The sequence below is a fragment of the Kitasatospora sp. NPDC090308 genome (genome assembly GCF_044769485.1).
GTDB classification, from domain to species: domain Bacteria; phylum Actinomycetota; class Actinomycetes; order Streptomycetales; family Streptomycetaceae; genus Kitasatospora; species Kitasatospora fiedleri.
Map to the genome: position 1 here is coordinate 113,120 of NZ_JBIVXY010000016.1, position 26,525 is coordinate 139,644.

A 26,525-nucleotide genomic window follows, 5' to 3' on the forward strand; every position below is an offset into this window, starting at 1 on the left:
CACAGGGAACCGTCCGAGCCGATGATCTCCAGACGCACGGTGCTCCCGGTGGCCGCAGCGGTAACGGCCTTGGCACCGCCGGCTCCGCCGGGGACGGAGACCCAGTTGGTCCAGGTGCCCGCGTTGTAGTCGGCGTCACGGGTGTAGACGCCACCGTCCGCTGCGACAGCGAAGACGTGGTTGACATTGCCGACCGCGACGGCGCTGATGGACTGGAGGTTGGAGGTGTCCATACGGGTCCAGGTGGACCACGTGCCGGTCGTGTAGTTGCCGTCGTTGTTGTACTGCGAGCCGTTCGAGCCGATCAGCTGCACGTGGACGGTGTTCCCGGTGGCCGCAGCCGCCAGCCCACCACTGCCGGAGGTCGAAGGTGCCGACGGGTACGGGTCGGCGTGGTCGGTGTCGAGGCCTGTGCCGGGTGCGCAGGTCCAGGCGCCGGCACCCTGGTCGGCAAGGATCTTCTCGGCTATCAGGATCTGCTGCTGCTTGGTGGCGAGGTCGGGGCGGGCCGCGTAGGCGGTACCGCCGTAGTACCGCCAGTTCTGCATGGTGATCTGCAGGCCGCCGTAAAGGGCGTTGTCGGTGTTGATCGACCAGTTGCCGCCGCTTTCGCACTGGGCGACCTTGTCCCAGGTACGCACGGAGGCGGCGTGGGCGGAACTCTGGGGAAGAGCCGCAAGGAGGGTTGTTCCGATGACGAGGGCAGTGATGGAGCGGGCACTGCGGCGGGGCTGCCGACTGGTGGACATGCTCTGTTGGCTTCCTCTCGTTTCTGTCAGGGGCGTGGACGGATCACTGGTGGCTGGTGACGGGGGTGGCGCCCGCGCTGCCGTGGACGAAGCCGACGACAACGTGGCGGTGGCGGTTGTCGGAGCGGCGGCAGCGACCTGGGCGGCGCGGACGAGTTCGGAGTCGCGCGGAGAGGGCACGGCGGCAAACTCTCTCCGCGGGTTCGGATGGTGGAATGCCGTGCCGGGACTGCGGGGACGACTGGGCGGGCGTTGGCGGACGGCTGTCCGGTAGGAGAGGCCTGAAGTGGTGGACGCGTGACCCGGTCTGCCGGGGGGACAGGTGTTGCGTGCACATGGCTCCCGCCGACATGGCACGGCGCCGATCGGACAGTGGCGGATCGACGGCTCCAGCTCCGACGACTACGATCGCCACGTAGGTGGCGGCGGGGCTGCGGGGATCAGCGCTGGTCCAAGGCGAAGCCGTGGTGGGAGAACGTCCCGTGGACCCGGTCCAACAGGGCTTGCACCCGTTCCCGCGCGGCCCGTTCGGGGTCGGGCCGCATGAAGAAGTAGAGCTCCAGACCGTGGGCTGCGAGGCGGACAGCAAGGTGCTCGATACCTTCGGACGGCCTGGCGTGAGCCCAGATCAGGTCTTCGACGAGCGGGCCTGCCGATTCCGACGGGGCAGAGGCGGTCGTTGCGCACAAGTGGGCAAAGACGACCAGCATGACGGCTAGTCCCAGCCGATGACCTGTGTGGACATCGCCAGCGGGGCCGTGTCGGCCACGGCGGAGGCGGTCGACGCAGCGGCGAGCGGGAGCGCGGAGGCGATGGCGGCGGTGATGGTCAAGGCGATGCGGAGCATGGTGTCCCCTCGATGGTCGCAATCGGCGGTCGGGCCGACCCGGCCCTTGCCGTCCCGCGGCCTGGGGAGCTGTACTCCCGTCCACCCCGGTGATCACCATCCTGCTGGTCGGGCAGGCTCCGGGGAACGGGTTCGGGGTGTCACCAATGGGACGGGCCGGTTGGTGACACCGAACCAACAATCGCGATTATGATCGTCATCGCAGCGTGTTCGTAGACAGAGAGCGCGAGTGGGGGAGCCAGACAGTGCTGGATGTTTTGGGGTTGGACAGGCATACGGAAGGCGTCTATCGGGAGATGCTCGACGGGGCCTCCGGTGGCCTCGCCGAGCTCGCCGTACGGGTGGGAGCGGCGGAGTCACAGGTAAGGGAGGCCCTCGACCGGCTCATCGACCTGGGCCTGCTGACCCCGTCGCGGGAGTCCGTCGGGGGCCTGCGCGCCGTCAGTCCGGAAGCGGGGCTGTCGCATCTGCTGCACCGCCAGGAGGAGGAGCTGGCCCGGCGTCAGCACGAGCTCGCGGCCGGGAAGGCAGCTGCGGCACGGGCCATCGCCGCGTACACCTCGCTGCGCCCCCACACCGAGAGGGACGGCAACGAGCGTCTCCTGGGCCTCGACGCGATACAGGCCCGACTGGAGATCCTCACGCAAGGGCTCAGGGAGGAGTGCCTGTCGATCATCCCTGGCGGCGCCCAGTCCGAGGCGAGCCTGGAATCGTCGCGTCCGCTGGACGAGCTGGCGCTGGGCCGGGGCGTGCGGATGCGCGCCGTCTACCAGGAGAGCGTCCGCAACGACCCTGCCACGCTCGCTTACGCGCAGTGGACCACAGAGCGCGGTGGAGAGGTCCGCACGACCCCGATGCCGCCCGCCCGTGTCCTGATCTTCGACCGGACCACCGCTCTCGTCCCGATCGACCCGGACAACTCTCGGCTGGGTGCTCTGTGCACCACCTCCTCCGGCATCGTGGCCACGCTCGTCGCCCTGTTCGAGCAGACCTGGAAGTCAGCCGTTCCGCTGGGCGCGAGTCGAGGCCGAACACCCGAGGACGGCATCAGCCAGGGTGAGCGAGAACTGCTGAGCCTCCTGGCATCAGGTATGACCGACGAAGCCGCCGGAAAACGCCTGGGAGTCTCGATGCGCACCGTACGTCGGCAGATGGCAGCGCTGATGGAACGCCTGCAGGCGACCAGCAGGTTCGAGGCCGGACTGAAGGCCGCCCATCGAGGCTGGCTGTGACAGGGCCTCACCCGACCACGGCCGGTGCCTCCCCGGCGTTCGGGTGAGGCCGAGGCCGGTCGTCCGCCGGGGTCGCGTCGATGCTGCGGTAGGCGGCGGCGACGGCGAGCATCCAGGCGATCTCCTCGCGAGGAGTACGGCCACCGGTGTCGGCGAGAATCTGCGGCGGCGCCGGGGCGGGCAAGCCGCAGGCTCGATTCCGCAGCGCGACACGCAGCCAGCCGGCTTCGACACGCACCAGGTCCTCGTCCGACTCGGGGGCCACCGCTCCGTCACCGGCTGGCGTGTCCTCTCGCAGGATCAGCACCGCGTCCCGAATCGCGAAGGCCCGGTGCACGAGCTCGACCGACCGGTCCCCGACCGCCAGCAAGCCCCGCAGCCGACCACCCGCAGTCCCGAGTACCACCTGCGGCACCGCCGCGGTGACATCCGACCACAGCGGATGGAGCCGCCACAGTGCAACCTGATCGCGCAGGTAACCGGCCACGGCCCGGACGGGCGGAATGGAAACGCCGAGGACGAACAGGACGATCATGACAGCGGGCAGCAGCTCGCAGACCGAGTCGGTGAGCGGCACCGGTTTCCCGTCGGCATCGAGCCGCGTGGCGTCCCCACTGCTCAGGACGAAGTAGACCCGGTAGAGCGTGTAGGTCACGCCGATGACGCTCGCCATCGCCAGGCAGGTCACCCCCGCCCTCAGCGCTCCGCGCGGGACGCGCGAACGGTTGGACCAGAACAGCACCGCCGCACGCGTACTCGCGACCGCGAGGGCCGTGTTGAACACCCCCAGGTACAGCTCCACCCCCGGGTCGCCGTAGTGTGCGTCAATGCCGAACGCGCCGTCGTGGTCATGCGGTAGCACGAGGAAGAACAGCAAGGTGAGCGTGACCGCGGCGGTGCCGGTGAAGACCAGTCGTGCTCGTAGGGCAGCAGCCTGCTCCGGACGGCCACGGACAGCCCGGACGTACTCCAGCAGGAAGTGGGCCGCCATCACCCCGGCGAGATGCTTGACCAGCAGCGTCACATCCCGAACCCCGGTCAGGCTCGCGAGCGCCGTGTCGACGGCCGCCAACCGGACGGTGACGCCCACGGCGACCGCGGCGAACATGCCCCACAGCGAACGGCCGGCCCGGGTCGCAAACGCCGCCGGCGCGCGCCAGAACACGATGCCCCAGGCGAAGGCGGGCATCAGCCAGGTGAACAGCGGACGCATCAGGGTTTCCTCCACCGGTGCGGACGTACCGGGTGTGCAAGACTGCTGGCCAGCTGGCCGGAGGCCGGCCTCGGGTCGGAGCCCGTACCGACCAGCCCGGCCAGCAGCAAGGCGATCATCTCGGCCTCCTGCTCCTCGGCGGTCTCGTAACTCGTCCGCCCGGCACCCATGACATCGGAGATCACTTCAGGGGTCAGGTCCGGCAACAGTGTGGTCAGCCGGGACAGATCGAGGGTCCCGCTGTGGTCACACAGCACATGACCGAGTTCATGGAGCTTGATCAGGTCCCGGTGGGCGGGACTGGTGAGCTCCTCGTAGTAGACGACGTCGATGCTGGGCAGGGCGATCCACAGGCCACACGGCATGTCAGTGCCGAGGACCGGCAAAGGCTCCAGGACGATCGGCCGACCTCGGCGGCTCTCCAGCAGGACACGGAACCCGTCGACAGTGAAGGGGTCGGGCAGGCTCAGGTCGGCGAGAATCCGCTCACAACGTCGGCGCAGGCCACGGGGGAACGTCATGGGACGAGGGGTTCTTTCGAGTACATGGAGGCGGGTGCAGACAAGTCCGGATCATGGCCGGAGCTCAGGGAGCGAGCGCACCCGTTCACTTCCCGTCAGCCTGGCCCGTATCGCGGTCCGCGGCCCGCTCCTCCACCTGCTGCAGATTGTCCGCGAGGGCGAGTAGCACCTTCAGGCTGCCGTCCGAGAGCGCGGAGGCCCGCTGGAGCAGGTTGACGACCCCGTCGTTACCAAGCGCCTGCCGCAGCCCACCGATCTGCTCCAACTGGTCCAGCTGCTCGTCCACCACGGCGGCCCTGGCATCGTCCAGGAAGTAGCTCGCACCGGCACTGATGCCGAATCCTCGGCCCAGCCAGTCGAGCGTCTCCACCGTGGGGTTCGATGCCTGGCCCTTCTGGTTCAGACCGAGGTGCAGGTTGCGGACGGTGTCCCGCGAAATGACGTCCCGTCCTGCCAGGCCGTTGATCCGGTCGGCGAGCTCCCGGTAGGCCGGTGGTCTCCCACCGGATCTGGCTGCCTCCCGAGCAATGAGCCGATCCAATCGGCGGGCGATCTCCGAGGCACGACCAACTGGCTGATCGGTTCCTCCCTGTCCGCCGATGGGTCCTGCCTTCACCTCTATCCCCCTTCTCAGGCCTTGCCACGATACCGGACACCCGATGCCCGTCGACGTGCACCGGCCGGTCTGCGAGTCCACGCCTGTTTTCGCATCCGATATCGCCGAGCCCGGGAACGGCAGTGGCCCTGTGTCAGCAGCTCTTGAGTTAACCGCAGCAGGACGTAGGGTGCCCACCGGGCAGTGGCCCTTACATTAGTCGCAGAGCGTGTCCGACGCTCCTCGCCTGCCGTCACTTCCAAGACACTCCGAGGTGTTGCCAGGGCAGCCCGGTCGCGCCCCATCGGTCAAGGACGCCATTCGCAGTGCGCATCGCGGCCGACACCAAGACTCGGCTTCCACCCCGGGGTGACCTGCAGAGACCTCCAACACACCGGCCTCACCCGGCTCATCGACGCCGGCGTCCCCCTTCCACGTCCTGCAGAAGATCGCCGGGCACGGGCACATCACCACGACCCAGCGCTACCTGCATTCTGAGAGGACGTTGAGTCCGTTTCCGGTAGCGGCCGTGTCCGGGTTGGTCGAGGAGTCCCTGAAGAACGAGTCGTCCCGGGCGGGAGGAGGTGACGTTGATCGAGGGCCCATCGGTGGGCAGGCCGAGCAGTCCGTGCAACTCGCGAACCAGGAAGATCCGGCCGGGGTGCTCGTTGAAAACAGTAGCGATGCGCCGGTGGACGGTGTCGGTCCCCGCAGGGGCCGGTTCGTGGTCGGCCAGGGCGAGGTTGCCAATGACCTTGCTGGTGGTGACGATCCCGGCGGGGTGGGCTGCATCGAGTTTGGTGGAGTCCCGGAAGTCAGGGTTGCGATCCTGGCGTGAGAACCACCTGCTGTGCCGGCACCGCGCAGATACCCCGACGAGTTCCGTGAGCGCGCGATCCGTGAGGTCCGCACGACGGGCCGCCCGATCGTGCACGTCGCGCGGGACCTCGGCATCCACCAGGAGGCCCTGCGCAACCGGGTCAGCCGGATCGAGGCGGACGCCGGAGAACGCGACGACCGACCGGCCAGTGACGAGCTCGAGGAACTCAGACAACTTCATTGGGAGAACGTGGAGTTGCGGCGGGCGAACGAGATCCTCAAGGCCGCCGGCGTGTTTTTCGCCCGGGAGATCGACCGTCCCCGGACAAGGCCGAGCAGGCGATCGACCACCTGCGTGACGGCTTCGGGGTCGATCCCGTCTGCCGGGTGCCGGACCTGTCGCCGTCGACCTGCTTCGCCCGCGAGCAGCGTCCGAAGTCCGCCCGCCGGCTGCGCGGCGGACAGCTCATGCCGCTGATCGTCCAGGTCCACGACGAGTCCGGAGCCACTTACGGCGCCCGGCGGATCACCCGCGCGCTCCACCGCAAGGGTGTCGGGGTCGCCCGGTGCACGGCCGGGCGCCTGGTGGCCGAGCTCGGCATCGAGGGCGTCATCCGCGGCCGCCGGCGCCGCACGACGGTCCCGGAGCGGGCCGCGCCCAGGCCGCCGGACCTGGTCGGCCGGGACTTCAGCGCCGAGCGGCCCGGCCGGCTGTGGGTGGCGGACGTGACGCATGTGCGGACCTGGTCCGGGTGGGTCTACGTCGCGTTCGTCCTGGACGTGTTCTCGCGCACGATCGTCGACTGTCAGGTCGCCGACCACATGCGTACCGAACTCACCTCGGACGCGCCGGAGATGGCGCTGTGGTGGCGGAGGATCAAGGAGGGCTCCGGGCTGATGCACCACAGCGACAGGGGGCGCAACACGTGTCCGTTCGCCACACCGACCGGCTCGCCGAGATCGGTGCCGCCGCATCGGTCGGATCCGTCGCCAACTCGTACGAAACCGCGATGGCCGAGGCCCTGAACGGCACCTTCAAGGCCGAACTGATCGAGATGCAGGGCCCGTGGACCGGGTTCGACCAGGTCGAGCCGGCGATCTTCCAGTGGATCACGTGGTACAACGAGGAGCGGCTCCACTCCGCCCTCGACTACCTGCCGCCGGCCCAATACGAACGCGACTACCGGCGAAGCCAGGAAGCCACCCTGCAGTCCGCCTGAACACACGATCACAGACTCCACGAAACTCGGGGCAGCTCACCGCCCGCCTGCGTGTATCGCACCACCATGAGCTTGCTCCGCTTTGACGGACACCCTCGGTGTGGTGGTCAGGCCGCCAAGGCGCTCTCGTCCTGAGCGGGACTGCGGTAGCCGAGGCTGCTGTGCAGCCCGCGCATGTTGTACCAGCCTTCGATCCACTCGAAGGTCGCCGTTCTGACCGCTGCGCGGCTCGGCCACGGCCGGTCGCCGATCCACTCCCGTTCCAGCGTGGCGAAGAAGGACTCCGCGAGCGCGTTGTCCCAGCACTGTCCGGTGCGGCCGACCGACAGTCGAACTCTGAACTCGGCTGCAAGGAAAGCAAATTCGCGGCTGGTGTACTGGCAGTCGCGGTCGGGGTGGAAGGTCACCGGTCCGGTCGGGCGGCGGGTTCGGCAGGCGGCCCGCAGCGCGTCGGCGACGAGTTCGGTCCGCAGGTGGTCGGCGGTGGCCCGGCCGACGACGCGGCGGGAGGCGATGTCGATGACGGTGGCCAGGTGGAGCCGGCCCTCCTGTGTCGGGATGTAGGTGATGTCGCCGCACCAGAGCGTGTCGAGAGCGGCCGGGTCGGGCCGGAAGCCCCGCTGGACCGGGTCGGGCCGCAGGGCCGCACGCGGATCGGGGATCGGGGATCGGGGATCGGGGATCGGGGATCGTCGTACGGTGGCGCCGTCGGCGGTGCCGGCCTTGAAGGCCGGCCTGGCGCATCAGCCGGGCGACCCTTCGGCGGCCGCACCGCTCACCGCCGCGCTGGAGCGGGGCGTGGACACGTGGGGCGCCGTAGCTCCCGCGGGAGGCCGCATGGACCTCGGTGATCTTCTCGGTCAGCTCGGCGTCGCGGACCGCGCGGGGCCGGGGCGGTGGTGCGGCGGGCGTAGGAGGCGGCACAGGAGACCTCCAGCAGTTCACACGCGCGCTTGACGTTGTGACCCGCCTGCTTCTCCGCCTCGACAGCCGCGCCGGCCCCGGCCCCTTCGGCAACACCGACCCCGCCGGCTACGTCTTCCACCGCCACGGCCGCCCCCTGCACCCCAAGTACGTCCTCGACCACTTCCACCTGCTCTGCGACAAAGCCGGCATCCCCCGCATCGCCCTGCACGACCTGCGCCACCTCGCGATGAGCTTCGGCCTCGCCGCCGGCGTCCCGCTGCCCATCATGTCCAAGACCCTGCGCCACCAGGTCCTGTCCACCAGCGCCAACATCTACGCCGAACTCATCCCCCGCGCCGCCCGCGCAGGCGCGGACGGCATCGCCTGGATCCTCGACAACGCCGACCGCGAAGAATCCGGCGCCCCCATCTGCCGCCCCCGTCTGCCGCGCCCGCCGCTTCGCACGCCAGCACCCACGGCCCCACCGCCTCGACGACCCCACCGAGGACTGGACCGTGCGGCGCGGAGACCATCATGCGACCACCACCTGACGCGGCAACAGAAAGAGCCGGCACCTGGTCTCCCAAGCACCGGCTCTCACCACCGACATCTCTGTCGGGACGACAGGATTTGAACCTGCGACCCCTTGACCCCCAGTCAAGTGCGCTACCAAGCTGCGCCACGTCCCGTGGTCGTCCGCCGTGGCCCTCGCGGGTCTCTCGGCTTTCTGACCGCGCCCCCGGTCTCCCGGCGACGTGGAAAACAATACAGCACGTCGGGGGGTGCTCGCTGCCAGGTTTCGGGGGTGTGGCGGGTGGGTGGTCGGGGAGGGGTCAGGGGGTGGGGTGGCGGGAGTCGTAGCGGAGGAAGGCGGGGCGGCGGAGGGCGAGGTAGAGGACGATGGCGACGCAGGCGAGGCCGCCGGTGAGGATGGAGAGGGTGGGGGTGGTCAGGGAGGAGACGGTGCCGGATTCGAAGTCGCCGAGGCGGGGGCCGCCGGCGACCACGACGATGAAGACGCCCTGGAGGCGGCCGCGCATCTCGTCGGGGGCGGCGACCTGCATCATCGTGTTGCGGAAGATCATCGAGACGGTGTCGGCGCAGCCGGCCGCGGCGAGCAGGAGCAGGGCGAGCGGGAGGTTGCGGACCAGTCCGAAGGCGGCGATGGCCAGGCCCCAGGCGGCGACGGAGGCGAGGACGGCGACGCCGTGGCGGTGGATGCGGCCGATCCAGCCGGAGAAGAGGCCGCCGGCCAGGGCCCCGACGGCGGGGGCGGCGGCGAGCAGGCCGACGGTGCCGGCGTCGCCGCCGTAGAAGGGGAGGACGATCGCGGGGAAGAGGGCGCGCGGGAGGCCGAAGATCATCGCGGCGAGGTCGGCGGCGAAGGAGGTCCGCAGGTTCGGCTGGGTGCGCAGGAAGCGCAGGCCGTCCAGGACGGTGGCGCGCTTGCCGGTGGTGGACTGCGGGCGCATCGAGGGCAGGCGCCACATCGCGTAGAGGGTGGCGGTGAAGGCGAGGGTGTCGGCCAGGTACGCGCTCTGCGCCCCGTACGTGGCGACGGCGACGCCGCCGAGCAGCGGGCCGACGGTCTGGCCGAGGTTCATGCCGATGGTGTTGAGGGCGTTGGCGGCGGGCAGCTGCTCGCGCGGGACGAGGCGCGGGATCATCGAGGACCGGGCGGGCGAGCTGACGGCGAAGAATCCGCCCTGGAGCGCGACGGCGGCGTAGAGCGGGACGATGGAGCGCAGGTCCAGCAGGGCCTGGGCGGCGAGCAGCGCGGAGACCGCGGCGAGGCCGCCGGAGCCGATCAGGCCGAGGCGGCGGCGGTCGACGCGGTCGGCGATGGCGCCGCCGTACAGGCCGAAGACGACCAGCGGGACCAGGGAGCAGATGCCGACCAGGCCGGTGAGGAAGGTGGAGCCGGTACGGGCGTAGACCTGGATGCCGACCGCGAGGGTGGTCATCTGCTGGCCGATCGAGGAGACCGTCTGCCCGAACCAGAGCCGCCGGTAGTCGGGGCTGTGGCGCAGCGGGGTGAGGTCGGCGAAGGCGCCGCGGGTGAGGCGGCGCAGTCCGGTCCGGGCGGGGCCGGGCGGCGGGGACGGCCGGGGGGGCGTTTCGGTGGGCACCCCGCCATGCTCGTTCAGCCGTTCGGCGGCCGTGCGGGCGGGGTGCGGCTGGACATCCGCGGGAAACAAACGGACTCCCCGGGCTCCCCGCGACCGCAGCCCGCCAGCCGCCCGCCGGTCAGCCGGTCAGCCACCCGCTACCTGCCACCTGCCACCTGCCACCCGCCGCCCGCCGCCCGCCGCCCGCCGCCCGCCGGTCAGCGCAGCAGGGTACGGGTGAGCAGCGCGGCGAGCCGCTCGTCGAGCGGTTCGCGGGTGGCGAGCAGCCGGTACCAGAGCATGCCGAAGGCGAGTTCGGCGGCGGTGGCGGGGGTGAGCTGGGGGGCGAGCGCGCCGGCCGCGTGGGCGCGGGTGAGCAGGGTGCCGAGGGCTTCGCGGCGGGGGCGCAGCAGGGTGTCGTGGAAGCGGGTGCCGAAGGCCGGGTCGATCTGGGCCTCGGCCATCAGGGCGCGCAGGGCGTCGGTGGTGGGCGGGGTGGCGGCGGCGAACGTGGCGGCGAGGAAGGCGTGCAGGTCGGCGGCGTGGTCGCCGGTGTCGGGCAGCGGGATGTGCTGCCGGGCGTGGGCGGTGACGGCTTCGAGCAGGACGTCCGCCCGGCCGGGCCACCACCGGTAGAGGGTCTGCTTGCCGGTGCCGGCCCGGGCGGCGATGCCCTCGACGGTGAGGCGCGCGTACCCGGCCTCGCCGAGCAGTTCGTACGCGGCGGCGAGGATCGCGCGGCGGCTCTCCTCGCTGCGGCGGCGGCCCGGGCGGGCGGGGGGCGGTGCCCCGTCGGCGGGTTCCTGCGGGTCCTGGTGCGCTTGCTCGATCACGGCGGCCACGCTACCTTAATTCGAGACGAGACGTCTCGGTTCGAAATTGCGGACCGGGACACGCACTGGGGAGGGCACACATGAGCGAGCGCACCGCACTGGTGGTCGGCGGTACTTCGGGCATCGGGCTGGAGACCGCCCGCCAACTGCGCGACCGGGGCGCCACGGTGCACGTGGTGGGCCGCGCCAAGGAGCGGCTGGAGGCGCTGGCGGTCAGCGACCCGGAGCTGGTCGGGCACCGGGCGGACGGCGGCGACCGCGGGCAGATCGCCGAAGTCCTGTCCACCATCGGCAGGTTGGACTGGCTGGTGGTCTCGCTGAGCGGCGCCGAGGGCGCGGGCCCGTTCGCCGAACTCGACCTGGACGCCCTGCGCGGCGCCTTCGAGGCCAAGTTCTGGGGGCAGTTGACCACCGTGCAGGCCGCGCTGCCGCACCTGTCCGAGGACGGCTCGATCACCCTGGTCACCGCGATCTCGGCCCGCACCGGCATGCCGGGCACCGCCGGACTGGCCGCGGTGAACGGGGCGCTGGAGGCGATGATCCGGCCGCTGGCCCGGGAGTTGGCCCCGCGCCGGATCAACGCCGTCTCCCCCGGGCTGGTCGACACCCCGTGGTGGAACGGTCTGCCGCAGGAGGCACGCGACGCCTACTTCGCCCAGGCCGCCGCCCAGCTGCCGACCCGCCGGATCGCCTCCCCGGCGGACGTCGCCGAGGCGGTCGTGCTGGCCGCGACCAACCGCAACCTCACCGGCACCGTCCTGGAGAGCGACGGCGGCCTCCACCTCGCGCCCCTCAACTGACGCCCGAAGCAAGCCGGTTCGGCCCGTGCGCCTCAGCCACCGCTCCCGGCCGCACGGTTGGCCGCTTACCCCTCAACAACAGCCCACCGAAAGGGCGTTCACCTCGCGGCCAGCACCGTGGTCTGCGCGTGGCCGATCACGTGGCCGCTCATGCTGAACGCGGTGACGGCGGCGGGCGTGGCGGCCGGCAGCGCCAGGCTCGGGGTGTCCAGGGCGTAGACGTTGATCTGGTAGTGGTGCGGGCGGTCGCCGACCGGCGGGCAGGGGCCCAGGTAGCCCTGCACGCCCGCGTCGTCGGCGCCCGTCACCGCGCCGGCCGGCGGAGTCGCCCCCAGCCCGGTGGCGGTGGCCGGGACGTCCCAGACCAGCCAGTGCCAGAAACCGGAGCCGGTCGGCGCGTCCGGGTCGAACATGGTGACGGCGAAGCTCCGGGTGCCGGTCGGGGCGCCGCGCCACTCCAGTCGCAGCGGCTGGTTACCGCCGTCGCAGCCGAACGCGTTCGCCCAATGTGACTGCGGGAAGCGGCCGTTGACCAGATCGGGGCTGCTGACGGCGAACCGCTGCGCCCCGGCCGGGACGCCGGAACGGACCGACACCCGGCCGAACTCCTTCACCCCCTTCCCCACCTGGGCGCTCGAGTCGCCGACCCCCAGCAGCGTCAGCACCGCGGCGGCGGACAGCGTGACGGCGGCGGCACCGCGGTACGGACGCGAGCGCCGAACGGCGGTGGCGCCAGCGGTGGCAGTGGTGGCGGTGGTGGCGGTGGCGGTGGTGGCCACCCGGGTACGGAACGGACGTGACATGGCGCGAGGCTCCCCGTCGATCGTCGGATCTGGCTTCGGATGCCCCAACCCTCCCCCGCCGGAAGGATCTCGAGGAGGCCCGCCGGATGGTGGCATCCGGCGTACCAGCCTCGGCACTGGACGGCCCGCCCGGCCCGCGCCGATGATCGGGGACATGACCGAGCACGCCCCGTCCCCGCAGGCCGAACTGGCCGCCTTCCTCCGGGCCAAGCGCGCCCGCCGGCAACCCGAGGACGTCGGCCTGCCGCGCGGGCCGCGCCGCCGCACCCCGGGGCTGCGCCGCCAGGAGGTCGCCCAACTCGCCGCCGTCAGCGTCGAGTGGTACGTCCGCCTGGAGCAGGGCCGGGTCGGCACCCCGGGCGGCGCCGTCCTGGACGCCCTCGCCGAGGCCCTGCGCCTCACCCCGGACGAGCACCGCCACCTGCACCTGATCGCCCGCCGGGAGACCCCCGTCCTGCCCGCGCCCCGCGCCCCGCAGGAACCCGTCCGCGACTCGCTGCACCAACTCCTGGACGGGATACCGCTGTTCCCCGCCTATGTGACCGACCACCGGCTCGACGTACTGGCCCACAACGCGGCCGCCCGGGCCCTGTTCGGCTCCGCGTTCGGCACCGGAGCGACCGACAACACCGCCCGCATGCTCTTCCTCGACCCGGCCACCCGCGCCACCCAGCTCGACTGGGCCCGGGTCGCCCGCGAGACAGTCGGCCACCTCCGCACCGCCACCGCCCGCCACCCCGACGACCCCCGCCTCGCCGCCCTCCTCGCCGAACTGCGCTTCCACAGCGCCGAGTTCACTCTCTGGTGGGACGACCACACCGTCCTCGACCGCGCCGCCGGCACCAAACGCGTCCGCCACGCCGAAGTCGGCGACCTCCGCCTCCACTACGACATCCTCACCACCGGCCACCACCGCCTCTTCACCCTCACCCCCGCCGACCCCGCCACCGACCGCGCCCTCCGCCACCTCGTCACCACCCACACCACCCGCACCGCCGCCACCAACGCCGCGGGCACCACCGTCCGCCCGATCACGGCCGCCTGAGCAGCACCGCTCGAACACGCCGCCGCCTGAACCGCCCGGACGGCCCGGGCCCGCCACACCCCACCCGGGCCCGGGCCCGGCCGCTCAGCCCAGCCGCTTCAGGAGTTCCTCCGCCAGCGGGGCCGAGGAGGACGGGTTCTGGCCGGTGATCAGATTGCCGTCGACGACGACGTGCGGGGTCCAGGGGGCGGCGGGGTCGACGGTGAGGCCGGCCTCGGTGAGGCGGGTCTGGAGGAGCCAGGGGGCGCGGTCGGCGAGGCCGGCCAGGGTCTCCTCGGCGTCGGTGAAGGCGGCGACCCGGCGGCCGGCGAAGGCGTTGCGGCCGGTGGCGGGGTCGGTGGCGGCGAGCAGCGCGGCGGGGCCGTGGCAGACCACGGCGAGGGGCTTGCCGGAGGCGAGGGCCCGGACGAGCAGGCGGCCGGAGTCGGCGTCCCGGGCGAGGTCCTCCATCGGGCCGTGGCCGCCGGGGTAGAAGACGGCGTCGTAGTCGTCGAGGTCGACGTCGGCGATGGCCAGCGGGTGGTCGAGTTCGGTCATCGCGGCCAGGGTGTCGGCGAGTTCGCGGGCCTGCTCGGCGCCGCCGTTGGCGTCGGGCCCGAGGCTGGCCCGGTCGACGGGCGGGACGGTGCCGCCGGGGGTGGCGACGGTGATCTCGTGGCCGGCCTCGCGCAGGGCGCGGTAGGGGGTGGCGGCCTCCTCGGCCCAGTAGCCGGTGGGGTGTTCGGTGCCGTCGTTGAGGGTCCAGTGGTCGGCGCCGGTCATCACGAACAGGATCTTCGACATGTCGCGTTCCTCCGAGGGGCGGGCTGCTTCGCGGTTGTGCTCCGACCGTAGACCGGCCGGGCGATCGGTATCCAATGAGCGCGCCGATGGCAGCCATCGGTTCTCCGATGGCTCGGTCGGCCGTCGTCGGCCGTCGTCGGCCACCGCCCGGCAGTACGCTCACCCGATGGACGACCACCTGCCGCGCGCCGCCGGTGCCGGGCCCCGGTCACGTGCCGCCGCCGGACCCGCGCCGCACACCACCGCCACCACGGCCACGGCCACGGCCGGGCCGCCGGACCTCAACCAGTTGCGCACCTTCCTCGCGGTGTACCGCCTGGGTTCGTTCACCGCCGCCGCCCGCCGGCTGGGGCTGTCGCAGTCGACGGTGACCGCGCAGGTCCGCGCGCTGGAGCGGCGTCACGGCCGGGAGCTGTTCGAGCGGCGGGCCCGCGGCGCGGCGGCACTGCCCGCGGCGGACGAGCTGGCCGCCCGGGTCGCCGAGCCGCTGGACCGGCTGGCCGGTGCGGCGGAGCGGCGGCCGTCGGCGGAGCCGGTGCACCTGGCCGGTCCGGCGGAACTGCTCGGCGCGCTGCTGCTGCCCGCGCTCGCCCCGCTGGTCGCGGACGGGGTGCGGCTGCGGGTGTCCACCGGGCTGACCGACCCGCTGCTGGCCGAACTCCGTTCCGGGCGGCACGACGTGGTGGTCTCCACCCGCCGCCCGACCGGCCGGGCGCTGACCGCCGTACCGCTCGCCGACGAGGAGTTCGTCCTGGTCGCCGCCCCCGGCTGGGCGCCCCACCGGGCCCTCGCGCACCCGGCGCACCGAGCGCGCGCAAAGGACCCGGCCGGCCCGGCGGACCTCGCGGACCCCACCGACCTCGCCGACGCGCTCCCCCGGCTGCCGCTGGTCAGCTACGCCGAGGACCTGCCGATCGTCCGCCGCTACTGGCGGCACGTCTTCGGCCGCCGACTGCACGCCCTGGCCGCCGTCACGGTGCCCGACCTGCGGGCGGTGCGGGCCGCGGTGGCGGCCGGGGCGGGGTGGAGCGTGCTGCCCGAGTACCTGTGCCGGGACGCGCTGGCGTCCGGCGCGCTCGTCCCGCTGCTCCGGCCGGCCGACCCGCCGATCAACACCGTGTACCTGGTGCACCGTCCGGAGGCCGCCGCGAACCCGCACCTGGCCGCCGTCCGGGAGCGCCTGCTGGCCGCCGCCCGCCACTGGTGACAAGGCCGGACCGGACCGGGGCCGCACCGGACCGGTCCAGCGGTCTCCCACCGCCAACGCGCCTCCCCTGCCGGTGGATTGACCTTGTCTGCACAACTTGGGACCGAACCGCGTGCACTTGTCCGAACAACTGGAGGCGTTCGCCGGACGTACGCCGACCGGTCACAGGCGGTACTGCGGGCGGTACCCCGGGCGCGCTACCGTGACGGGCGCCCTCCACCCGCCCCTCACCCGCAGAGGTCGTGTCCCCCATGACTGAACCGAATCGGCGTCGTTTCCTCCAACTGGCCGGCGCGAGCCTGGCGTTGCCGGCGCTGGCGCCCAGCATCGCGCGGGCCGCCGCGATCGCCCCGCAGGGCAGCACGGGCACCATCCAGGACGTGCAGCACATCGTGGTGCTGATGCAGGAGAACCGGTCCTTCGACCACTACTTCGGCGCGATGAAGGGCGTGCGCGGCTTCGGCGACCCGCGGCCGGTGACCCTGCCGAGCGGGAAGCCGGTCTGGTACCAGACGAACAGCGCGAAGAAGGAGATCCTGCCGTTCCGGCCGCAGGTGAACGACCTCGGGATGCAGTTCGTCCAGGACCTCAACCACGACTGGGCGGGCGGCCACAAGGCGTTCAACGGCGGCAAGTACGACCAGTGGGTGCCCGCGAAGACCGCCACCACCATGGCGTACCTGACCCGGCAGGACATCCCGTTCCACTACGCGCTCGCCGACGCGTTCACGCTGTGCGACGCGTACCACTGCTCGTTCATCGGCTCCACCGACCCGAACCGCTACTACCTGTGGACGGGCTACACCGGCAACGACGGGACCGGCGGCGGTCCGGTGCTGGGCAACCAGGAGGCGGGCTACTCCTGGACCACCTACCCGGAGCGGCTGGAGGCGGCCGGCGTCTCCTGGCGGATCTACCAGGACATCGGCGACGGCCTGGACGCGGCCGGCTCCTGGGGCTGGATCAACGACGCCCACCGCGGCACCTACGGCGACAACTCGCTGCTCTACTTCAACAGTTACCGCAACGCCAAGCCAGGCGACGCGCTGTACGAGAAGGCCCGCACCGGGACGAACGCCAAGGCCGGCGACGGCCTGTTCGACCGGCTGCGCCACGACGTCGGGGCCGGGACGCTGCCGCAGGTCTCCTGGATCGTCGCGCCCGAGGCGTACACCGAGCACCCCAACTGGCCCGCGAACTACGGCGCCTGGTACGTCTCGCAGGTGCTGGACGCGCTCACCTCGAACCCGGACGTGTGGGCCCGCACCGCGCTGTTCATCACCTACGACGAGAACGACGGCTTCTTCGACCACGTGGTGCCGCCGTTCCCGCCCGCCTCCGCCGACCAGGGGCTCTCCACGGTCGCCACCGGCGCCGACTGGTTCGCGGGGAACGCGAGTTACCCGGCCGGCCCGTACGGCCTCGGGCAGCGGGTGCCGATGCTGGTGGTCTCGCCGTGGAGCACCGGCGGCTACACCTGCTCGGAGACCTTCGACCACACCTCGGTCATCCGCTTCATCGAGAAGCGCTTCGGCGTCACCGAGCCGCACATCTCCCCCTGGCGGCGCGCCGTCTGCGGCGACCTGACCTCCGCCTTCGACTTCACCGCGAGCACCGCCGCCCGGCCCGCGCTGCCGTCCACCGCCGCCTACCTGCCCGCCGACCACAACCGGCACCCCGACTACGTGCCCACCCCGCCCGCGACCGGCACCATGCCCAGGCAGGAGGCCGGGTCCAAGCCGACCCGCCCGCTCAAGTACGCGCCGTACGTGGACGGTTCGGCCGACATCTCGACCGGCAAGTACGCCCTCGCGTTCAGCGGCGGCCCGGCCGCCGGCGCCCAGTTCCTGATCACCTCGGCGAACCGCACCGACGGCCCGTGGACGTACACCACCGAGGCCGGCAAGTCGATCTCGGACGCCTGGAACACCGCGTACTCCGGCGGCGTCACCGACCTGACCGTGTTCGGCCCGAACGGCTTCCTGCGCCGCTTCCGCAACCCCGGCAAGACCGCCGGACCCGAGGTCACCGCCCGCCACGACGCCGCCACCGGCAACCTCGCCCTGACCTTCACCAACCCCGCCGGCGCCGACGCCGTCCTCACCGTCACCAACGCCTACGCCGGCTCCCCGCGGACCGTCACCGTCCGCCGCGGCGCCACCGCCACCCTCACCCTCGACCTCTCCGCCTGCCGCCGCTGGTACGACGTCACCATCACCTCCAACCTCACCACCGACTTCGTCCGCCGCCTCGCCGGCCACGTCGAGACCGGCGCCCCGTCCCTCTCCGACCCCGGCCTGCTCACCTACTGACCGGCACGCACGGCCCGGATCGGACGGTGTCCGAACCCTGCGCCGTCGGCTGCGGCCGGAGCCACCGGCCGCAGCCCGCGACCTTTGACACCGGACGCCCTAGTGGTCTAGACCTACCCCGGACGGTCGGCGGACGGAGGAGCGGAGGAGCGCGATGCACACGGTGGCCCGTCCCGGACGCGCCCGTCGCACCCCCGGCGCGTCCTGAGATGTCCGCCGCGGTCGAGGCGACCGGCCGGCCGACCCAAGCCGGAGAACGGGCCGGAGAACGGGCCGAGGAACGGGCCGAGGAACGGGCCGAGGAACGGGCCGGGGAGCTGGCCGAGGAGCTGGTCGGAGCGGACGCCGTCCGCGGCCGGCTGGCCGAACTCGGCGCGGGGGCCGTCTCCCAGGTGCTGGCGTTCCGTCCGGGCAGCGGGCGGCCGACCGGGGTGGCGGAGCAGCGCTGGGACGAGGAACTGCTGGGCCGGGGAGTCGAGTTGCGCGTACTGGTGGTGGACGCGGTGCGCGGCGATCCGTCCGCCGTGGCGTACGCGCGGCGGCTGGTCGGGCTCGGCGGGCAGGTGCGGACGGTGTCCGCGCTGCCGCTGCGGATGGTGGTGCTGGACCGGGAGACCGCGGTGCTGCCGCTCGATCCGGGACGGGCGGACACCGCCGCCGTGCTGCACGGGCCCGGGCCGGTCGCCGCGCTGGGCGTGCTGTTCGACGGGCTGTGGCACGGCGCCGCGCCGCTGTGCCACCCCCGGGGCCGCGACCGCAACGGCCTGACCGCGCAGCACTACACGCTGCTGCGGATCCTCCAGCGGGGTGACACCGACATGGTGGCGGCCCGGAAGCTCGGCGTCTCCGAGCGGACCGTCCGGCGGCTGGCCGCCGAGGCGCTGGAGGTGCTCGGTGCCCGCAGCCGCTTCCAGGCCGGGGCCCGCGCCGCCGAACGCGGCTGGCTGCGCTGAGACCGGCGAAACGGGCACCGCCCCTCTGCCCCGCCCCACCCCGCCCCACCGCAACGGCAGGACGGGACGGGACAGGGCGGGACAGGGCGGGGCGCGACCGCTACCGCTGCTGCGCCCGCGGTGCCGGGGCGTACCCGGCCGGCCGGGTGGTGAAGGTGCCCCGGCCCTGCGTGCGTCCGCGCAACGCGCCCGCGTAGCCGAAGAGTTCAGCCAGCGGGACGGTCGCCGTCAGCACCGCGCCGCCGCCGCGCGGCGCGGAGCCGTGCACCCGGCCGCGACGGGCGGACAGGTCGCCGAGGACGCCGCCGACGCTCTCCGGCGGCACCGTCGCGGTGACCTCCGCGACGGGCTCCAGCAGCAGCGGACCGCCGCGCCGCAGCGCCTCGCGCAGGGCGAGCCGTCCGGCGGTGCGGAACGCCAGGTCGGAGGAGTCCTTGACGTGGGTCGCCCCGTCGGTGAGGGTGACCCGGACCCCGGTGACCGGGTGGCCGAGCGGGCCGTCCGCGAGGGCGTCCCGGCAGCCCGCCTCGACGGCCTGCACGAACTCCGGCGGCACCCGGCCGCCGGTGACGGTGGAGCGGAACTCGAAGCCGTCCGTGCCGGGTTCGCCGAGCGGGGCGACGTCGACCACGATGTGCGCGAACTGCCCGGAGCCGCCGTCCTGTTTGACGTGCCGCAGGACGAGGCCGGTGACCGCCGCGGCGAGGGTCTCCCGGTACGCGACCCGCGGCCGGCCGACGGCGACCTCCAGCCCGGCGCGGCGCAGCTTCTCCACCGCGACCTCCAGGTGCAGTTCGCCCAGGCCGGACAGCGTCCGCCGCCCGCCCTCCGGATCGGTGCCGGCCACCAGGGACGGGTCCTCCTCGGTGAGCCGGGCCAGCGCGGCGGCCAGCCGGTCGGTGTCCGCCGAGCGGCGGGCCTCGACCGCGACGGTCACCACCGGGTCGGCGGCGACGGCCGGTTCGAGCACCAGCGGGGCCCGCGGGTCGCACAGCGTGGCGCCGGCCCGGGGGCCCTTCGGCCCGACCACGGCGACGATGTCGCCGGCCGTCGCGGTGTCGGTCTCGGTGTGCCGGTCGGCCTGCACCCGCAGGATCCGGCCGATCCGCTCGGTGCGTCCGGTGCGCGCGTCGAGCACGGTGTCCCCCTTCCGGAGCGTGCCGGAGTAGATCCGCAGGCCGACGAGCCGTCCGGTGGTGCTCGCGGTGACCTTGAACACCAGTGCGGAGAAGGGCTGTTCGGGATCGGCGGCGCGTTCCTGCGGTGCGCCGTCGAACTCCCCGCGCACCGGCGGGACGTCCAGCGGCGACGGCAGGTACGCGGTCACCGCGTCCAGCAGCGGTTCGACCCCTCGGTCGCGGTACGCGGCGCCGCACAGCACCACCACCGCCTGTCCGCTGCCGGTGAGCCGGCGCAGCGCGTCGGTGAGCGCGCCGGGAGTGAGGGTGCCGGTGGCGCAGTACTCCTCCAGCGCCGCCGGGTGCAGTTCGGCCACCGCCTCCGCGAGGGCCTGCCGCCGCCGTCCCGCCTCCTGCGCCAACTCCTCGGGTACGTCGCCGACTTGGCAGCCTTCGCCGGGTGCGGCGCCGTCCGGCCAGGTCAGTGCGCGCATCCCGACCAGGTCGACCACGCCGGTGAAGGCGCCCTCCCGGCCGATCGGCAACTGCACGGCCAGCGGCGCCGGGTGGAGCTTCTCCCGGATCGAGGCGACGGCGGCGTCCAGGTCGGCGCCGGGCCGGTCCATCTTGTTGACGAACGCGATCCGCGGCACGCCGTGCCGGTCCGCCTGCCGCCACACCGACTCGCTCTGCGGCTCGACGCCCGCGACCGCGTCGAACACCGCCACCGCGCCGTCCAGCACGCGCAGCGAGCGCTCGACCTCGTCCGCGAAGTCGACGTGGCCGGGGGTGTCGATCAGGTTGAGCAGGTGGCCGTCCCACCGGCAGCTGACGGCGGCGGCGAAGATGGTGATGCCGCGGTCGCGCTCCTGCGGGTCGAAGTCGGTGACGGTGGTGCCCTCGTGCACCTCGCCGCGCTTGTGGACCGCCCCGGTCAGGAACAGGACCCGCTCGGTGACGGTGGTCTTCCCGGCGTCCACGTGGGCGAGGATGCCGAGGTTGCGGACCGCGGCGACGGCGGCGACGGCGGCAGCCGCGGAGGTGGGGGCGGAGGTGGAGGTGGTGAGGTCGGTGCGCATGGCCGGTGGCCCTTCGGGGTTCGCTCCTGGAATCGGCAGCGCGATTCACGGCACCACGAGGGACGTCCACGACCGCCGGCCCCCGCGGAGCGCCCGCCCCCCGGGACGGGCGGAACGGGCGGGACGGAGCGGCGGAAGGGATCGGACGAGGGCTCGCGGTTCCTACCGGTGCCGGCCGCGCAGCGGGCACCGGCCCGCCGAGGACACCAGGATCACCTCGAACCGCGACGGGGGAACGACAGCAGCGGTGCCACGCACGGCCTGCCCCTCCCTCTCGACGTCACGGTGCGCCCGTCGGCCGATCGGCCCGGGCGTCGTCCGGCGAGCAGAGCCTAGGCGCGCCCCGCCCCCGGCCGCCACCGCGTTTCCGGGCGCGCACGCCGCGCGCCGGACCGGGCCGCCTCCTCCAGCGACCCGGCCCGACCAGCCCGGCCCGACCCGGCCCGACCCAGCCCGGCACAGACCGCCCCGGCCCGACCCGGCCCGGCGGCGCGCCCGCGCTCACTCCGGCAGGGCGCCGTCCCGGATCACCCGGGCGTACCAGTACGCGCTGTCCTTGGGCGTGCGCCGCTGGCTGGCGAAGTCGACGTGCACGATGCCGAAGCGCTTGCTGTAGCCGTACGCCCATTCGTAGTTGTCGAGCAGCGACCAGAGGAAGTAGCCCCGGACGGGCGCGCCGTCGGCGATCGCGCGGTGGACGGCGGCGAGGTGGGCGTGCAGGTAGTCGATCCGCTCGGGGTCGTGGACGGCGCCGCTGGGGTCGCTGTAGTCCTCGTAGGCGGCGCCGTTCTCGGTGACCAGCAGCGGGACGCCGGGCAGGTCGTCGCGCAGCCGGGTGAGGAGTTCGTACAGGCCGTCGGCGTCGACCGGCCAGTCCATGGCGGTGCGGGTGCCGGGGGCGGGCAGGAAGCGGATGCCCCGGTCGGCGGGCCAGGGGCTGCCGCCCTGGTGGCCGTCGCCGCGCGGGGCGTCCGCGGCGGTCTCGGCGGGGTCCTCGGCGGCCACGACGGTGGGCGTGTAGTAGTTGATGCCCAGCGAGTCGATCGGGCGGGAGATCTCGGCGAGGTCGCCGTCGCGGACGAAGGACCAGTCGGTGACGTGCGCGGTGTCGGCGAGGACGTCCTCGGGGTAGCTGCCGCGGAAGACCGGGTCGAGGAAGATCCGGTTGGCGAGGCCGTCGATCCGGCGGGCGGCGTCGAGGTCGGCGGGGTCGGTGGAGAGCGGGCGGACGGCGGCCAGGTTGAGGGTGAGCGAGACCTGCGCGGTGGCGGGGAGTTCGGCGCGCAGCGCGGCGGTGCCGAGGCCGTGGGCGAGCAGCAGGTGGTGGTGGGCGGTGAGGGCGGCGGTGTGGTCGGTGCGGCCGGGGGCGTGGACGCCGTTGCCGTAGCCGAGGAAGGCGCTGCACCAGGGCTCGTTGAGGGTGGTCCAGGTGGGGATGCGGTCGCCGAGGCGGCGCGCGGCGATGCCCGCGTACTCGGCGAACCGGTGGGCGGTCTCGCGGTGGGCCCAGCCGCCCTCGTCCTCCAGTTCCTGGGGCAGGTCCCAGTGGTAGAGGGTGGCGACGGGGGTGATGCCGGCGGTGAGGAGTTCGTCGACCAGGCGGTCGTAGAAGTCGAGTCCGGCCTCGTTGGCGGGGCCCCGGCCGCCGGGCTGCACGCGCGGCCAGGCGAGCGAGAACCGGTAGGCTCCCAGGCCGAGTTCGGACATCAGGGCGACGTCGTCGCGGTAGCGGTGGTAGTGGTCGGCGGCGATGTCGCCGGTGTCGCCGTTGCGGACGGCGCCCGGGCGGCGGGCGAAGGTGTCCCAGATCGACGGGGTGCGGCCGTCCTGGTCGGCGGCGCCCTCGATCTGGTACGCGGCGGTGGCGGCGCCCCAGACGAATCCGGCCGGGAATCGGGCGGGCGCGGGGGCGGGGGAGGCAGTGGTCATGGGAAGAGTCTCGACGGTCATGTCGCGTTCCATCCAAACAAGTTGAGGGTGTGTCGGCTCATCGGGCGCCGGGCGGGGTCAGCCCTTGACGGCGCCCTGCATGATGCCGCCGACGATCTGCCGGCCGAGCAGGGCGAACACCACCAGGACGGGCAGGGTGCCGATCAGGGTGCCGGCCATCACCACGGACTGGTCGGGGACGTAGCCCTGGCCGAGCGACTTCAACGCGACCTGCACGGTGGGGTTCTGGGAGCTGAGTGCGACGATCGGCCAGAAGAAGTCGTTCCAGGTGGCCATGAAGGTGAGCATGCCGAGCACGGCCATGCCGGGGCGGGCGACCGGCAGCACGATGGAGCGGAAGATCCGCAGCAGCGAGGCGCCGTCCATCCGGCCGGCCTCGACCAGTTCGTCCGGCAGGGCCTGCACCAGGTACTGGCGCATGAAGAACACCCCGAACGCGGAGACCAGCGAGGGCAGGATCACCGAGGGCAGCTTGTTCTGCAGGTCGAGCTTGACGATCACCATGAACAGCGGGATCACGCCGAGCTGCGGCGGGATCATCATGGTGCCGACGGTCAGCGCGAGCAGCGCGCCCCGGCCGCGGAAGCGCAGCTTGGCGAAGGCGAACCCGGCGAGCGTGGAGGAGAGCACCACGCCGGCGGTGACCACGCCGGAGACGATCAGCGAGTTGAGCAGCGCCTTGCCGATCTCGGCCTGCTGGAGCGCCTCGCCGATGTTGTGGAACAGGTTCGGCCCGGGCGTCAACGCGGGTGTGGTGGAGCTGAGTTCGGAGTTGGAGCGGCTGGCGGCGACCAGCGTCCAGTAGAACGGGAACACCGCGAGCAGGGTGGCGCCGATCAGCACCGCGTAGGCGAGCGGTCCGCCCTTGAGCGGCGAGCGCGACTTGCGGACGAGCGGGCGCGCCGGGGCGGGGGCGGCGGGCTGGTCGAGTACGTGGGTCATCGGGTCACCGGTCCGTGCGGTTGCGGCGGGCGGCGATCGCCGCGTTGAGCAGGGCGAGCAGCACGATCAGCAGGAACATCACCCAGGCGACGGCGGCGGCCCGGCCGAGGTGGAAGAACGTCCAGCCCTGCTCGTACAGGTACAGGCCGAGGGTCTGGTACTGGTGCGAGATGCCGCCGCCGGAGTTGCCCTCGTACAGCAGCGGTTCGCCGAACAGCTGGGTCGCGCCGATGGTGGAGACGACCACGGTGAAGACGATGGTGGGGCGCAGCCCGGGGATCGTGACGTGCCGGAACTGCTGCCAGCGCGAGGCGCCGTCGACGGCCGCGGACTCGTACAGCTCGCCGGGGATGGACTGCATGCCGGCCAGGTAGATCAGCGCGTTGTAGCCGGTCCAGCGCCAGGTGACGATGGCCGAGACGCCGAACTGGGAGGCCCAGGTGTCCGCCTGCCAGTCGACCGGGTGGAGGCCGACGCTGCTCAGCACCCAGTTGATCAACCCGTAGTCGCGGCCGAAGAGTTGGGCGAACACCAGGGTGGCGGCGGCCACCGAGGTGGCGTACGGCATCAGCATCGCGACCCGGAAGAAGGTGCGGCCGCGGAGCCGGTAGTTGAGCAGGTGGGCCAGGCCCAGGGCCATCAGCAGCTGCGGCACGGTGGAGAGCACGCCGATGGTGAAGGTGTTGCGCAGCGCGTTCCAGAAGAACGGGTCGGACAGCAGCCGGGTGTAGTTCTGGAAGCCGAGCCAGTCCATCCGGTCCGAGGTCTGGAGCTCGACCCGATGCAGCGAGACGTAGGCGGTGTACAGCAGCGGGAACAGGCCGAACGCGGCGAACAGCCCGAAGAACGGGGCCAGGAAGCCGTACGGGGCGAGTCTGCGGCCGATCCGCCTCGCGGGCGCGGCGGGCTGCGCGGCGGGCAGCCGGGTGGTGGAGCTGAGGGCCATGGGCGGGGTCCTTCGACGGGGGCCGCCCGGCCCGCCGCTGGCGGGAGCGGCGGGGCGGGGCGGCGGGGTTGGCTACCGGGGGTGACGGTCCGTCAGTTGCCGTTGGCCTTCTTGACGTTGTCCAGGGCGTGCTTCCAGGCGGTGTCCGGCGCGGTGCCGGTCCGCTCGACCTCGCCGAGGGCGTCGGTGAACGCCTTGCCGATCACGCCGTCGTCGGTGCCGAGCACCTGGGCGAGCATCGCCTTGGCCGACTCGCTGAAGATCTGGCCGATCGGGGCGTTGTTGAAGTACGGGTCGGTGACGTCCTTGATGGCGTCCTGGGCGCCGGTCGAGGACGGGAAGGAGCCCTGCTTGGTGAAGAGGGTGGCCTGCTGCTCCTTGGCGGTCAGCCACTTGATCAGCTCGGCCGCCTCCTTGGGGTGCTTGGCGGTGCGCGGGACGGTCAGGTAGGAGCCGCCCCAGTTGCCGGTCTTGCCGGGGCCGGGGGCGATGTCCCACTTGCCGGAGCCCGCGTCGCCGGCCTGGCCCTTGATGTAGCCGATCATCCAGGCGGGGCAGGAGAGGGTGGCGAACTTGCCGGTGGTGAACGCCTTGTTCCACTCGGGCGTCCACTGGGCGAGCTTGGCGGACAGGCCGTCGGCGACCAGCGCGGTGGCGTCGTTCCAGGCGGTCTTCACGGCCGGGCTGCTGTCGTAGACGGGCTTGCCGGACTCGTCGGAGTAGCGGACCTTCTGCTGGCCGACCTCGGCGGTGAACATGCCCGCGGCGCTGTCGGTCCAGGCGTTGCCCGCCTCGGCCTTGGCGGCGTACTGCTTGCCGAGGTCGAGGTAGCCCTGCCAGGTGGACCACTTGGCGGCCAGCTCGGTGCGGTCGGTGGGCAGTCCGGCGGCCTGGAACAGGTCGGTGCGGTAGCAGATCGCCTCCGGGCCGACGTCGGTGCCCGCGCCGAGGACCTTGCCGTCCGCGGTCTTGATCGCGGCGCCCTTCCACTCCACCAGGCCGTCGTTGACGTCGCCGATGCCGAGCGTCTTGAGGTCGGTGAACTTGTCGGCCTGCTTCTGCACCACGCTGGCCACCCGGCCGACCTCCAGGCCCTGGATGTCGGCGAGGCCGCCGCCGCCCGCGAGCTTGGTCTGCAGCGCCTGCCAGTACTGGCCCTCGTCCTGGGTGTCGGTCTGCTTGATGGTGACGTTCGGGTGGAGCTTCGTGTACTCGTCGTACAGGCCGGCCTCCTTGAACCCGAAGGTGCCGAACAGGTCCACCGTGATGGTCACCTTGCCGTCGGCGGCGTCCTTGGACCCGGAGCCGCCGGAGCTGCACGCGGTGAGCAGCAGGGCGGTGGCGAGGACGGTGCTGCCCAGGGCAGCGGTGGAGCGGCGGACTCTCGGGGTAGCCATGCGAGTGCCTCCAGGCGGGGCGGGAGCGTGGGTGGAGTGCGAAAAGAGGAAGCTGGTGCCGATCGGAAGGCGCCCAACTCTCTGAGAGCGCTCTCAACCGATGCCGAGAGACTGCCGGGGCGGAAGTTCGCTCGTCAAGACCCCGAA

Annotated in this window: 26 protein-coding genes, 1 tRNA gene and 2 pseudogenes; 11 read left to right on the plus strand and 18 right to left on the minus strand. The window is 72.7% G+C overall.

Annotated features, from left to right (window positions below):
* The 3 genes from ACIQVD_RS28825 to ACIQVD_RS28835 form a co-directional block, all read right to left on the minus strand.
* Positions 1 to 749 (minus strand): transglycosylase family protein (locus tag ACIQVD_RS28825; protein WP_402292161.1); only part of this gene is annotated, 749 nt, incomplete at its 3' end.
* Positions 750 to 1,189: 440 nt separating this feature from the next.
* Positions 1,190 to 1,459 (minus strand): hypothetical protein, encoded by a 270-nt coding sequence (locus ACIQVD_RS28830; protein ID WP_402292162.1) that lies wholly within the window; start codon positions 1,457 to 1,459, stop codon positions 1,190 to 1,192.
* A 5-nt stretch (positions 1,460 to 1,464) separates the two neighbouring features.
* Entirely contained in the window at positions 1,465 to 1,596 is a 132-nt protein-coding gene (locus ACIQVD_RS28835) for a hypothetical protein (RefSeq protein WP_402292163.1), read from the minus strand.
* Between the two features lie 245 nt (positions 1,597 to 1,841).
* On the opposite strand from ACIQVD_RS28835, the gene ACIQVD_RS28840 reads away from it, so the two are divergent.
* Positions 1,842 to 2,828, plus strand: a complete 987-nt coding sequence (locus tag ACIQVD_RS28840; protein WP_402292164.1) for a LuxR C-terminal-related transcriptional regulator — start codon at positions 1,842 to 1,844, stop codon at positions 2,826 to 2,828.
* Between the two features lie 7 nt (positions 2,829 to 2,835).
* Here ACIQVD_RS28840 and ACIQVD_RS28845 read toward each other — a convergent pair whose 3' ends face one another.
* From ACIQVD_RS28845 to ACIQVD_RS28855, 3 genes are all read right to left on the minus strand, one after another.
* Positions 2,836 to 4,056 carry an MAB_1171c family putative transporter gene (locus tag ACIQVD_RS28845; RefSeq protein ID WP_402292165.1) on the minus strand — a complete coding sequence of 407 codons (1,221 nt, stop codon included), beginning with the start codon at positions 4,054 to 4,056 and terminating at the stop codon, positions 2,836 to 2,838.
* Positions 4,041 to 4,562, minus strand: coding sequence for a hypothetical protein (locus ACIQVD_RS28850; protein ID WP_402292166.1), 522 nt, complete (start codon positions 4,560 to 4,562; stop codon positions 4,041 to 4,043). Before ACIQVD_RS28850 ends, ACIQVD_RS28845 begins: the two co-directional genes overlap by 16 nt.
* 85 nt (positions 4,563 to 4,647) lie before the next feature.
* Positions 4,648 to 5,178, minus strand: a complete 531-nt coding sequence (locus tag ACIQVD_RS28855) for a hypothetical protein (protein ID WP_402292167.1) — start codon at positions 5,176 to 5,178, stop codon at positions 4,648 to 4,650.
* A gap of 508 nt (positions 5,179 to 5,686) precedes the next feature.
* Between ACIQVD_RS28855 and ACIQVD_RS28860 the strand changes: the two genes are divergently transcribed.
* The 4 genes and pseudogenes from ACIQVD_RS28860 (at position 5,687) to ACIQVD_RS28875 (ending at position 7,196) form a co-directional block, all read left to right on the plus strand.
* Entirely contained in the window at positions 5,687 to 5,995 is a 309-nt protein-coding gene (locus tag ACIQVD_RS28860) for a hypothetical protein (RefSeq protein WP_402292168.1), read from the plus strand.
* A 12-nt stretch (positions 5,996 to 6,007) separates the two neighbouring features.
* Positions 6,008 to 6,181 (plus strand): annotated as a pseudogene (locus ACIQVD_RS28865) (transposase); the annotation flags it as partial.
* A 35-nt stretch (positions 6,182 to 6,216) separates the two neighbouring features.
* Entirely contained in the window at positions 6,217 to 7,002 is a 786-nt protein-coding gene (locus ACIQVD_RS28870; protein WP_402292169.1) for an IS3 family transposase, read from the plus strand.
* Positions 6,987 to 7,196, plus strand: a complete 210-nt coding sequence (locus ACIQVD_RS28875) for an integrase core domain-containing protein (protein WP_402292170.1) — start codon at positions 6,987 to 6,989, stop codon at positions 7,194 to 7,196. Before ACIQVD_RS28870 ends, ACIQVD_RS28875 begins: the two co-directional genes overlap by 16 nt.
* Before the next feature lie 107 nt (positions 7,197 to 7,303).
* On the opposite strand, the gene ACIQVD_RS28880 is transcribed toward ACIQVD_RS28875, so the two are convergent.
* Entirely contained in the window at positions 7,304 to 7,879 is a 576-nt protein-coding gene (locus ACIQVD_RS28880) for an IS3 family transposase (protein ID WP_402292208.1), read from the minus strand.
* A gap of 31 nt (positions 7,880 to 7,910) precedes the next feature.
* Positions 7,911 to 8,216 (minus strand): annotated as a pseudogene (locus tag ACIQVD_RS28885) (IS3 family transposase); the annotation flags it as partial.
* On the opposite strand from ACIQVD_RS28885, the gene ACIQVD_RS28890 reads away from it, so the two are divergent.
* Positions 8,158 to 8,736 (plus strand): hypothetical protein, encoded by a 579-nt coding sequence (locus ACIQVD_RS28890; RefSeq protein ID WP_402292171.1) that lies wholly within the window; start codon positions 8,158 to 8,160, stop codon positions 8,734 to 8,736. The pseudogene ACIQVD_RS28885 and the gene ACIQVD_RS28890 sit on opposite strands and share 59 nt — an antisense overlap.
* Here the strand turns inward: ACIQVD_RS28890 and ACIQVD_RS28895 are convergent.
* The 3 genes from ACIQVD_RS28895 to ACIQVD_RS28905 all read right to left on the minus strand — a co-directional run bounded on the left by ACIQVD_RS28895 (position 8,718) and on the right by ACIQVD_RS28905 (position 11,043).
* Positions 8,718 to 8,791 (minus strand) — tRNA-Pro (locus ACIQVD_RS28895). The genes ACIQVD_RS28890 and ACIQVD_RS28895 overlap by 19 nt on opposite strands.
* A 144-nt stretch (positions 8,792 to 8,935) precedes the next feature.
* Positions 8,936 to 10,231 (minus strand): MFS transporter, encoded by a 1,296-nt coding sequence (locus ACIQVD_RS28900; protein WP_402292172.1) that lies wholly within the window; start codon positions 10,229 to 10,231, stop codon positions 8,936 to 8,938.
* Positions 10,232 to 10,428: 197 nt separating this feature from the next.
* Complete coding sequence (locus ACIQVD_RS28905) at positions 10,429 to 11,043, minus strand: TetR/AcrR family transcriptional regulator (protein ID WP_400693153.1); 615 nt, start codon at positions 11,041 to 11,043, stop codon at positions 10,429 to 10,431.
* Between the two features lie 80 nt (positions 11,044 to 11,123).
* Here ACIQVD_RS28905 and ACIQVD_RS28910 point away from each other — a divergent pair, with 80 nt between their 5' ends.
* A complete protein-coding gene (locus ACIQVD_RS28910; RefSeq protein ID WP_400693150.1) occupies positions 11,124 to 11,843 on the plus strand; it encodes an SDR family oxidoreductase in 720 nt (239 codons plus the stop codon).
* A gap of 98 nt (positions 11,844 to 11,941) precedes the next feature.
* On the opposite strand, the gene ACIQVD_RS28915 is transcribed toward ACIQVD_RS28910, so the two are convergent.
* The gene (locus ACIQVD_RS28915; RefSeq protein WP_402292173.1) at positions 11,942 to 12,646 is read right to left on the minus strand and encodes a YbhB/YbcL family Raf kinase inhibitor-like protein; all 705 of its coding nucleotides are present in this window, start codon (positions 12,644 to 12,646) and stop codon (positions 11,942 to 11,944) included.
* 154 nt (positions 12,647 to 12,800) lie between these two features.
* Between ACIQVD_RS28915 and ACIQVD_RS28920 the strand changes: the two genes are divergently transcribed.
* Complete coding sequence (locus tag ACIQVD_RS28920) at positions 12,801 to 13,691, plus strand: helix-turn-helix transcriptional regulator (protein ID WP_402292174.1); 891 nt, start codon at positions 12,801 to 12,803, stop codon at positions 13,689 to 13,691.
* An 84-nt stretch (positions 13,692 to 13,775) separates the two neighbouring features.
* On the opposite strand, the gene ACIQVD_RS28925 is transcribed toward ACIQVD_RS28920, so the two are convergent.
* The gene (locus ACIQVD_RS28925) at positions 13,776 to 14,474 is read right to left on the minus strand and encodes a type 1 glutamine amidotransferase domain-containing protein (protein WP_402292175.1); all 699 of its coding nucleotides are present in this window, start codon (positions 14,472 to 14,474) and stop codon (positions 13,776 to 13,778) included.
* Between the two features lie 166 nt (positions 14,475 to 14,640).
* On the opposite strand from ACIQVD_RS28925, the gene ACIQVD_RS28930 reads away from it, so the two are divergent.
* The 3 genes from ACIQVD_RS28930 to ACIQVD_RS28940 all read left to right on the plus strand — a co-directional run bounded on the left by ACIQVD_RS28930 (position 14,641) and on the right by ACIQVD_RS28940 (position 18,946).
* The gene (locus tag ACIQVD_RS28930; protein ID WP_402292176.1) at positions 14,641 to 15,681 is read left to right on the plus strand and encodes a LysR family transcriptional regulator; all 1,041 of its coding nucleotides are present in this window, start codon (positions 14,641 to 14,643) and stop codon (positions 15,679 to 15,681) included.
* Between the two features lie 251 nt (positions 15,682 to 15,932).
* Positions 15,933 to 17,993: a phosphocholine-specific phospholipase C gene (locus ACIQVD_RS28935; RefSeq protein WP_402292177.1), complete on the plus strand. Its 2,061-nt coding sequence runs from the start codon at positions 15,933 to 15,935 to the stop codon at positions 17,991 to 17,993.
* A gap of 209 nt (positions 17,994 to 18,202) precedes the next feature.
* A complete protein-coding gene (locus ACIQVD_RS28940) occupies positions 18,203 to 18,946 on the plus strand; it encodes a helix-turn-helix transcriptional regulator (RefSeq protein WP_402292178.1) in 744 nt (247 codons plus the stop codon).
* A 100-nt stretch (positions 18,947 to 19,046) separates the two neighbouring features.
* Here ACIQVD_RS28940 and fusA read toward each other — a convergent pair whose 3' ends face one another.
* The 5 genes from fusA to ACIQVD_RS28965 all read right to left on the minus strand — a co-directional run bounded on the left by fusA (position 19,047) and on the right by ACIQVD_RS28965 (position 26,378).
* A complete protein-coding gene (fusA, locus tag ACIQVD_RS28945; RefSeq protein ID WP_402292179.1) occupies positions 19,047 to 21,143 on the minus strand; it encodes an elongation factor G in 2,097 nt (698 codons plus the stop codon).
* Positions 21,144 to 21,644: 501 nt separating this feature from the next.
* The gene (locus tag ACIQVD_RS28950) at positions 21,645 to 23,072 is read right to left on the minus strand and encodes a GH1 family beta-glucosidase (RefSeq protein ID WP_400693129.1); all 1,428 of its coding nucleotides are present in this window, start codon (positions 23,070 to 23,072) and stop codon (positions 21,645 to 21,647) included.
* A 78-nt stretch (positions 23,073 to 23,150) separates the two neighbouring features.
* Positions 23,151 to 24,035: a carbohydrate ABC transporter permease gene (locus ACIQVD_RS28955; RefSeq protein ID WP_400693126.1), complete on the minus strand. Its 885-nt coding sequence runs from the start codon at positions 24,033 to 24,035 to the stop codon at positions 23,151 to 23,153.
* Positions 24,036 to 24,039: 4 nt separating this feature from the next.
* Positions 24,040 to 24,981: a carbohydrate ABC transporter permease gene (locus ACIQVD_RS28960; protein ID WP_111556620.1), complete on the minus strand. Its 942-nt coding sequence runs from the start codon at positions 24,979 to 24,981 to the stop codon at positions 24,040 to 24,042.
* Positions 24,982 to 25,073: 92 nt separating this feature from the next.
* Positions 25,074 to 26,378, minus strand: coding sequence for an extracellular solute-binding protein (locus tag ACIQVD_RS28965; RefSeq protein WP_402292180.1), 1,305 nt, complete (start codon positions 26,376 to 26,378; stop codon positions 25,074 to 25,076).
* Between the last annotated feature and the right edge of the window lie 147 nt (positions 26,379 to 26,525).